At 66.7% G+C, this 7,071-nt stretch carries 11 protein-coding genes and 2 pseudogenes; 6 read left to right on the forward strand and 7 right to left on the reverse strand.

What is annotated here, in order from left to right; genetic code table 11:
• Nucleotides 1–271: 271 nt before the first annotated feature.
• Together ACFVH5_RS43370 and ACFVH5_RS43375 are read right to left on the reverse strand one after the other, a co-directional pair.
• Nucleotides 272–541, reverse strand: a complete 270-nt coding sequence (locus tag ACFVH5_RS43370) for a chaplin (protein ID WP_385839201.1) — start codon at nt 539–541, stop codon at nt 272–274.
• Nucleotides 542–611: 70 nt separating this feature from the next.
• On the reverse strand, nt 612–1,163 hold the full coding sequence (locus ACFVH5_RS43375) for a transposase (protein WP_385839203.1): 552 nt from the start codon (nt 1,161–1,163) through the stop codon (nt 612–614).
• On the opposite strand from ACFVH5_RS43375, the pseudogene ACFVH5_RS43380 reads away from it, so the two are divergent.
• The 6 genes and pseudogenes from ACFVH5_RS43380 to ACFVH5_RS43405 all read left to right on the forward strand — a co-directional run.
• Nucleotides 1,146–1,481, forward strand: a pseudogene (locus ACFVH5_RS43380) (transposase); the annotation flags it as partial. The gene ACFVH5_RS43375 and the pseudogene ACFVH5_RS43380 sit on opposite strands and share 18 nt — an antisense overlap.
• Nucleotides 1,482–1,801: 320 nt before the next feature.
• Nucleotides 1,802–2,266 (forward strand): hypothetical protein, encoded by a 465-nt coding sequence (locus ACFVH5_RS43385; RefSeq protein ID WP_385839204.1) that lies wholly within the window; start codon nt 1,802–1,804, stop codon nt 2,264–2,266.
• Between the two features lie 339 nt (nt 2,267–2,605).
• Nucleotides 2,606–2,758 carry a hypothetical protein gene (locus tag ACFVH5_RS43390; RefSeq protein WP_385839205.1) on the forward strand — a complete coding sequence of 51 codons (153 nt, stop codon included), beginning with the start codon at nt 2,606–2,608 and terminating at the stop codon, nt 2,756–2,758.
• Nucleotides 2,759–2,801: 43 nt separating this feature from the next.
• On the forward strand, nt 2,802–3,227 hold the full coding sequence (locus tag ACFVH5_RS43395) for a hypothetical protein (RefSeq protein ID WP_385839206.1): 426 nt from the start codon (nt 2,802–2,804) through the stop codon (nt 3,225–3,227).
• Nucleotides 3,228–3,279: 52 nt separating this feature from the next.
• Nucleotides 3,280–3,489, forward strand: coding sequence for a hypothetical protein (locus ACFVH5_RS43400; protein WP_385839208.1), 210 nt, complete (start codon nt 3,280–3,282; stop codon nt 3,487–3,489).
• Nucleotides 3,490–3,501: 12 nt separating this feature from the next.
• Nucleotides 3,502–3,963: a hypothetical protein gene (locus ACFVH5_RS43405; protein WP_385839209.1), complete on the forward strand. Its 462-nt coding sequence runs from the start codon at nt 3,502–3,504 to the stop codon at nt 3,961–3,963.
• Between the two features lie 69 nt (nt 3,964–4,032).
• On the opposite strand, the gene ACFVH5_RS43410 is transcribed toward ACFVH5_RS43405, so the two are convergent.
• From ACFVH5_RS43410 to ACFVH5_RS43430, 5 genes and pseudogenes are all read right to left on the reverse strand, one after another.
• Nucleotides 4,033–4,434, reverse strand: a complete 402-nt coding sequence (locus ACFVH5_RS43410; protein WP_385839210.1) for a DUF5958 family protein — start codon at nt 4,432–4,434, stop codon at nt 4,033–4,035.
• A gap of 2 nt (nt 4,435–4,436) precedes the next feature.
• Entirely contained in the window at nt 4,437–5,063 is a 627-nt protein-coding gene (locus ACFVH5_RS43415; protein WP_385839211.1) for a DUF6000 family protein, read from the reverse strand.
• Nucleotides 5,064–5,116: 53 nt separating this feature from the next.
• Nucleotides 5,117–5,431 (reverse strand): annotated as a pseudogene (locus ACFVH5_RS43420) (DUF6192 family protein).
• Nucleotides 5,403–5,846, reverse strand: a complete 444-nt coding sequence (locus tag ACFVH5_RS43425) for a DUF6192 family protein (protein ID WP_385839212.1) — start codon at nt 5,844–5,846, stop codon at nt 5,403–5,405. Before ACFVH5_RS43425 ends, ACFVH5_RS43420 begins: the two are co-directional and overlap by 29 nt.
• A 597-nt stretch (nt 5,847–6,443) precedes the next feature.
• Nucleotides 6,444–6,752: a hypothetical protein gene (locus ACFVH5_RS43430; protein WP_385839213.1), complete on the reverse strand. Its 309-nt coding sequence runs from the start codon at nt 6,750–6,752 to the stop codon at nt 6,444–6,446.
• Nucleotides 6,753–7,071 lie beyond the last annotated feature (319 nt).

Genomic DNA, 7,071 nt, shown 5'->3' on the forward strand with positions numbered 1-7,071 from the left:
GGAATCCGGTCCTGAATGCTGCGCGGATTGGTCGATCACCCGATCCGGCGCACTTCTTTTTCAGACCAATCCGCGGGCTCCCCGGCTACGGATTATCTCTATTTACACGCGATTGACTGATGTACCCGCGGCCGGGCCGATACGACCAAGGGCCCGTCTGTTCGGTGCCGGCTCCGCCACACCGGCGCCGAACGGACGGGCCCACTCACACACCGCACCGTCAGGTCCGGGCGTGCGTCTCACCTGCTGCCGCGCTCAGAGGACGCAGCAGTCAGCGCCACATGCCCCCCTGATCGTGACCACCGTTGCTGCAACTGTTGCCGAAGGCCGGGTTGAGCAGGCCGATGATGCTGACGGTGTTGCCACAGACGTTGACCGGCACGTGGATCGGCACCTGGATCAGGTTGCCCGACAGCACACCCGGAGAGCCCACGGCCGCACCCTGCGCACCGCTGTCGGCGGACGCTGCGGCCCCGCTGCCCAGGACGATGGCGCCGACCGCAGCGAACAGGGCGGCACTTTTGATGACACGAGACTTCATACGGACCTCTTCCTCGGTTGCTGTCGGCAGCCGCAGGCCACCGAATTCACCGCATTGCGGCGAGCATCGGTTATCCGTTCCGGGCGGTCGGCTTGGATTGCCGCCGACCGGAGCATTCACTCGAAAAGAGCAATCGGCGACCACACTCCCAAGAATCTCGAAAAAGCAAGAAGCGGGCCATGGGCTCGTAAGAGGATAATGAGTGGGCCTCCTTGAGACGTTTCCAGCAAATGAGGCTGCAGGCCAACGAGACGAAGGCGTCGTGGAGTTCGGTTCGTCGTTCCCACCGGACGGCGAGGCGCTTGAACTGATGGAGCAGGGCGAAGATCTGCTCCACGACGTAACGGAGTTTGCCCAGGCCCTTGATATTCGGGGCGCCTTTGCGTGAGATGACCGAAAGGGTCCTGCTTCTGCGCATTTCACGCCGGTTTGGGTTGGAGTCGTAGACCTTGTCGCCGAGAAGTGAGGCGGGGCGGCGGCGCGGGCGGCCAGGACGCCCGGCCATGGGCGGGATGCCGTCGACGAATGCGAGGGTCTGGGTGACGTCGTTGGCGTTGGCCGCGGTGGTGATGACCTTGAGTGGGGTGCCGTGCCCATCGGATGTCTGATCACCGACGGGCACGGCACCCCGCTTGCGGTCCTGCTGACCGGCGGCAACCGTAACGACGCCACCCGGCTCCTGCCGTTACTCGACGCCATCCTGCCGGTCCGCGGCCGCGTTGGCCTTCCCCGCCCCAAACCTGACTCACTGTTCGCCGACCGCGGCTACGACCACGACATCTACCGTGACCAGGTCCGCGCCCGCGGCATCCTCCCGGCCATCGCCCGCCGAGGCACCCTGCACGGCACCGGACTGGGAACCTACCGCTGAATCGTAGAACGGAGCTTCGCGTGGCTGCACGGCTTCCGACGATTGCGCATCCGATGGGAACGGCGAGCTAGAAGAAGCCCAGCTTCTTCGGCGAGTACGACACCAGGAGGTTCTTCGTCTGCTGGTGGTACAGGTTCGCCATGGCCTCTGACCTGTGGGTATGGGTGAAAGTGGCGATGGCTGGGGCGAGTTGGCCCGTGCCTGGTCCGGATCCTGGTCCTGTGACGTTGCTGTGCGAGTCCCGGGGGGCGAAATGGCGCACGTAGTCAGAACGGCCTTGTGACGCCACATCCCGGGTAAGGGCCCCTGACGGGCATCTGCGGGCTTCCCGAGGGAAGGCGGTGGATGCCTGTTCAGGTCTTTCCTATTCGTTGGCCGGGGAGTGCTTCATGCTTGAGATCAAACGGGAACGTGCCTTCGGACGCACCTACCAGGTCTTCTCGGAGGGTGTGCCGGTCGCGCGATGGTCCGCCCGCGCCTGGAGGTCGGGCGGTCACGTCGAGCTGGCGGGTGAGGTCTTCGAGCTGAGCTCTTCCAACTGGGGACGCTCCTTCCACATGCTCGCGGGAGAAGCGGGAGGACCGGTCCGGGCCGAGGCGCACCGGTCCGGCCGGCGGTGGTACATCACTGACGGGGAGGCCGAGTACGAGCTGACCCGCCCGTCGGCCATGCGCGGAAAGCGGCAGCTGGTGCGGGGCAAGAGCGTCCTCGGCGAATTCCGGCGTGGCGGGTTCGGCAGCGGGCTGATGGCCGACCTCACCGATGTGTCGCTCCCTCTTCAGGTCTTCGCGGGCTTGGTGGTCCTGTCGTTGCAGCAGCGACAGGACGCGGCTGCAGCGGCGTCCAGCGGCTGATCGGAGTGGGCAGGAGGGGAACTGGGCACGCCGGTGTCCGCGCTGCGTTCTGGCAGGGTCAGTACGGTGACCGCAGGGCGTGGCCGGGTGTTCCTGCCCGTTGTCTCGACGAGGTCCTCGAATGCCCGGCCGATCCACGTTCCGAGGTCCATGGCCTGTACGACCAGTCGGCCCGCTTCGGCGGCGAAGGCGCCGCGTGCCTTCGCGTGGGCGAGAACGGGCCGGTGGCGCTGCCGTCGACCTTTCAAGCGATCGGGCGCCACCCGGGATCCACCCCTGCTGGAGCCTCTTGGCGCGCTTGTGGGAACTCTCCTGGGGACGAAGAGTTCCCATTCGTAGGTGCTGAGGTCGCGGCAGAGGTCGATCTCCCACGGCTCGCACGGGCCCGTCGTCAGTGCCATCAGCGTCTCCCCGCCCGATCTCGGCATGCCGACCTTCGCCGACGTCGCCATCCGCACCACCACTACGTCGACGGACCAGCACCGTCCCTGAAATCCATGGTCGCCACGAAGCTGAACTGCCTACGCTCCAACCCATGCGAACTGTCTTCGTGTTTCCCGCAGGTGAGCGAGCTGCGACCGTCGCCTCGCTCAATCGGCATCTGCCCGAGCAGCGCAATCCATGGACTCTGGACGGCAACCTCTACATCGACATGGACGATGAGCAGACCGGCTACCTCTTCTCCGATTGGGATCCCGAGGATGTGGCGATCCTCGAAGCGGCCGTCGGACATCACCCCACTTGGGCGGTGCAGATCGACATCTCCGGGCGGATCGACGGCACCGCAGAGGTTCACCGAATGATCGTGCTGCTGCTTGAGCATGGAGGCGTGGCAACGGACGACTACACCCCCCATCCTTGGACCCTGCCGGAAATCCTGTCTGGAGCGGTGATCGACGGCCTGCGGTTCTTCGACTTCCGCGGCTACCACGAGCTCAACCGCGAGCACGGGCGCTCCTGACTCTGTCCGCTGCTCCCTCCTGCGCCCCGACCCCGCCCAGCGCGGCCGCCTGGTGGTGATCCGCGACAACCTCCTCGACCGGATCGCCGAAGCCGAGAAAGAGGGCTGGCTCGGCGAATTCGAGGGCCTGCGCGTCAGCTTCGCCGGCGCCGAATCCAGAATCGACCAGATCGACTCCGCGCCCGGCAGCGTGCGATCAACCTCGGCATGTTGCGTATGGCCCCGGCTCACCCCGCCCAGAAGGAGGGAGCAGGGTCGCTGAGACAATCGCGGGATGATCGGCAATGAGATCCGGTTCGATTGCCAGCACCGTGGCGACAGGGGTCTGCTCGTGGTCGTCCCTCACATCGACGGAACACCACTCACCGAGCTGATCGACGAGTATGAGATCGCGGCCGGGATGCAGCCTGCAGGTGATGCCTACGGCGGTCTGATTCCGGAGTTCTTCCGGTTCGGCCCGATGCAGGACCACTTCCTCGGACTGTCCACCAGCGCGATGGGGTCGAAGACCCCCGTCCTGGGTTGTGAATGCGGTGAGTGGGGGTGCTGGCCGCTCATGGCCCGCATCACCGCGACAGCGGATCTCGTAACCTGGGACGCCTTCGAGCAACCCCACCGCAAGACCCGCGACTACGTGGCATTCGGTCCGTTCCAGTTCGACCGCCACCAATACGATGACGCCTTGCAGGCTCTGAGCGCGGTGATCGACTCAGCCACCGACGACACGAGCGCATGAACACTGCCGTCAGTCCGTCTTGCCGCACATGGAGTCCAGGGGCGGAGGCCGGCGGCGGGGGACTCGTCCTCACCCGTCGGCGACGGGCAGGTTGTGCCACCAGTGACCGCATCCGCCGGAGCAGAAGCATTCGCGGCGCCGTTCGTCTGCGACCGCGAGGACCTCGACCAGTAGCCGGAACGCCTTGCGTCGTTCGTCGACAGGGGTGAGGCCGGCGATCTTCCCCAGTTGCTGGTCGATCGGGCCGCAGGTGATCAAGACCGCCGGGGTGTGCGTCGGGCGCAGCCCGGCACGTCGGATGCTCTCCGGTCCGTCTTCGGTGACGGCGCGCGCCTGCACGCAGTGGTGGCGCAGGAACAGGAGTATCTCGGCCTGCTCATCCGGGCTGTGGGTGTCGAACCACTCGATGCCCTGTGACATCGGGCGCAGTCCTTGGGCGAGTTCGTTGAGGATGATGTCCCGCTCGGTCATGATCAGCTCCCGCAGGCCAGCGAGGCGAAGACCTCAGCGGTCTCGTCGACGAAAGCGCACAGTTGCTGCACGGCCTGCCGACAGTCATGCGGGTCGAGAGCCGCCACGGCCCGGACTTCGAGCCATCGGTCCCAGGGACCGGCCGGGGCAAGGAACCGTGTCGTGTACTCGGAGCCGAGAATCTCATCGAGGTACAGAAGCGTCCCAAGGACGACTGCCTGGTCGTAGTCGAGGTCGGGACGCGACAAGTAGTGATCAAGGTATGTGCTCAGCAGTTCGGCATCCGCTGCAGTACCGGACTTCGCAAGGGCGACGCAGTATGCCGCGCCCGTATACGGTCCCTCGCTGGCCAGCAGGAGCCGGCCTATGAGCTCGCGGAACTCTGACCTGTGGGCCACAGCAACCAGCCAGGCGGCAGTCTCGCACTCGCGCCATCCGCCCTCGAAGAGGACGCCGAGCTCCGCCGGAGTGATTTCGTACGCAGCCTGAGCCGGATCCCGCACAAACGCGGAGCGCCCGACCGGGCTCAACCGGAAAACGCTCCCGCCCAACCGAAGGTATCGCCGATCAGGCGTGACGAACCGCCGAACCAGATCCTGCAACTCGGGATCGCCCTGGACATCACGCACAGCCGCATCCTGGCCGGGGACGGTACTCGTGCTCCACAGGGTTGCCGACTGCCTCAACGGACCGTGAACTGCGTGCAGACCGCGACCAGGTCCATGAACTGGGTGTTGTGCTCCATGCGCCGCAGCTGGTCCAACTGCGGGGAGGCTTCCTCCTGCCCGTGCTGGACCTGCTGGTGGAACTGGTCGGACTGCGCCTAGTTCAGGGCGTGCCTGGCCGTGCCGTCGGCCATGGCCTTCGAGGCGACCGCCGGGCGGCGCGGGAAGTCGGTGGCCACCCGCGTGGCCACCTGGTCGTCGGCGGCCAGGTCGTGGATCGCGTCCACCTCCTCCTGGACGCTCTCAGGGGTGTCGACCTTCCAGCCGACGATCCGTTTCGCGCTGTCGTGCGTCCAGCGCGCGGGCCCGCCGCGCGGATTGGCCGGGGGGCACCGCCTCGAACCGTTCCTGCTCGCCGGGGACGGAGGCGAGGATCTTGTAGACGGTGTGGGAGACGTCCGCCCGCCGGCGTTCCTTCGGCCAGCGCGAGGTCACCCACCGGTAGGACCGGACCGTCGAGTACGCCAGGCCTACGTCCTCGGCGAACATTCGGATCGCCTCGCTGACCGTGAACAACTCCTCGTTCCCCGACGGGTTGGTGCCCCCGTAGGAGCGCATCGGCTCGATCTCCACGGCCGCGTCCCCGAGCCGCCACTGGACGCTGCTCATCGTCTCGACCCAGTGCCGCCCCAGTTTGACCAACTCGTCGCAGCGCTGCCAGGTCACACTGCCGACCATCCCGGTCATCCGGACACCACCCCCACGAGCCTCGAGTGCGACGCCCGCATGTGTCGCCAACGTGCCCTGGGAGCAAGTCACTTCTCGCCATCCGACCGCCTCGCCCGGCAGCCAGGGGCATACGGCCCCGGCGCCCGAAGCAACCCCGCATCCATCGAACGCGCAGGCTCACACCCTGTCCGACCGCGCGTGCCATGACTGTTTGCGGCAGGCGGGAGAGCAGTACACCGCCGAGACCGGGCGGTCGACCCCGACCGTCCACGGCACCTCTCACTGCGGACACGAGGTCGTCACGCCGGCCTTCACCTCCCCGGTCCGAACCCTCGCCCGCCGCACTCGCCGCCAGTGCCGCGAATGACAAGCCGACGAACAGAACGCCGTCGTCGACTTCACCGACGGCATCAGCGGCCCACCGCACCGTCGGCACAACCGCGGCCCGCCCCCGTCGACCGCGACGACGACCAGACGCAACTGGGGAACCCCGTCCCTGCCCATACGGCCACCGTACGACGGACGGGACCTGGGGCCCGGCCGTCGCTTCGGGCGGATCCGCCCGAAGCAACGAGCCTCTGAACTGCCTCAACAGCAAGGCCCTGTCACAGGCACTCAGCAGTAGTTCAGCTGGAAGAGGACGTGTTGCCAACCCGATTCGTCGAGGTACACGTCACTGACGTAGACGTTTTTGTTGCCGCTGTCGTCGTCCGTCAGAAGCCAGTAGATGCTCTCGCGCCCGTTGTCGGTATAGCTGACCCCCCGCACGTAGCAGTAGAAGTAGTTCGAACCCGCATACAGCCATCCTGCGTGACTGGAGTCGTAGTAGTCGGGGGTCCAGTGGGTCCACTGGTTGACGACGGTGTTGAGGTAAACCCTGGGGTACGCGGCGGCGTTGACCGGCCCCGCGGAAGCTTGTGTCAAAGCGGCAGACTTCACGCTGTCGCCCGTGTTGGCTGCTTGCCCCACTCCTGCACTGCCGATGACCAGTCCGGTTGCGAGAAGGGCCGTTAAACAACGTCTAAGCGTACGAGTTCGCATGTGGATTTCTCCCAGCGTTGAGGAGTGGTGTCCGATGTCTACAGGGCGGAGAAGTCCGGCGACCCTGACACTTGTCAGGGGGGCGCGCCCGCCCCCCCCCCCCCCCCGCGGCCCCCCCCCCCGGGGGGGGCGCGCCGGGGGGCGGGCCGGGGTTTTGGCGGGGGGCGCCCACCCCCCCGGCCAACCCCCACGGACCCGCAGC

This window comes from Streptomyces sp. NPDC127119, assembly GCF_042677425.1.
Lineage (GTDB): Bacteria > Actinomycetota > Actinomycetes > Streptomycetales > Streptomycetaceae > Streptomyces.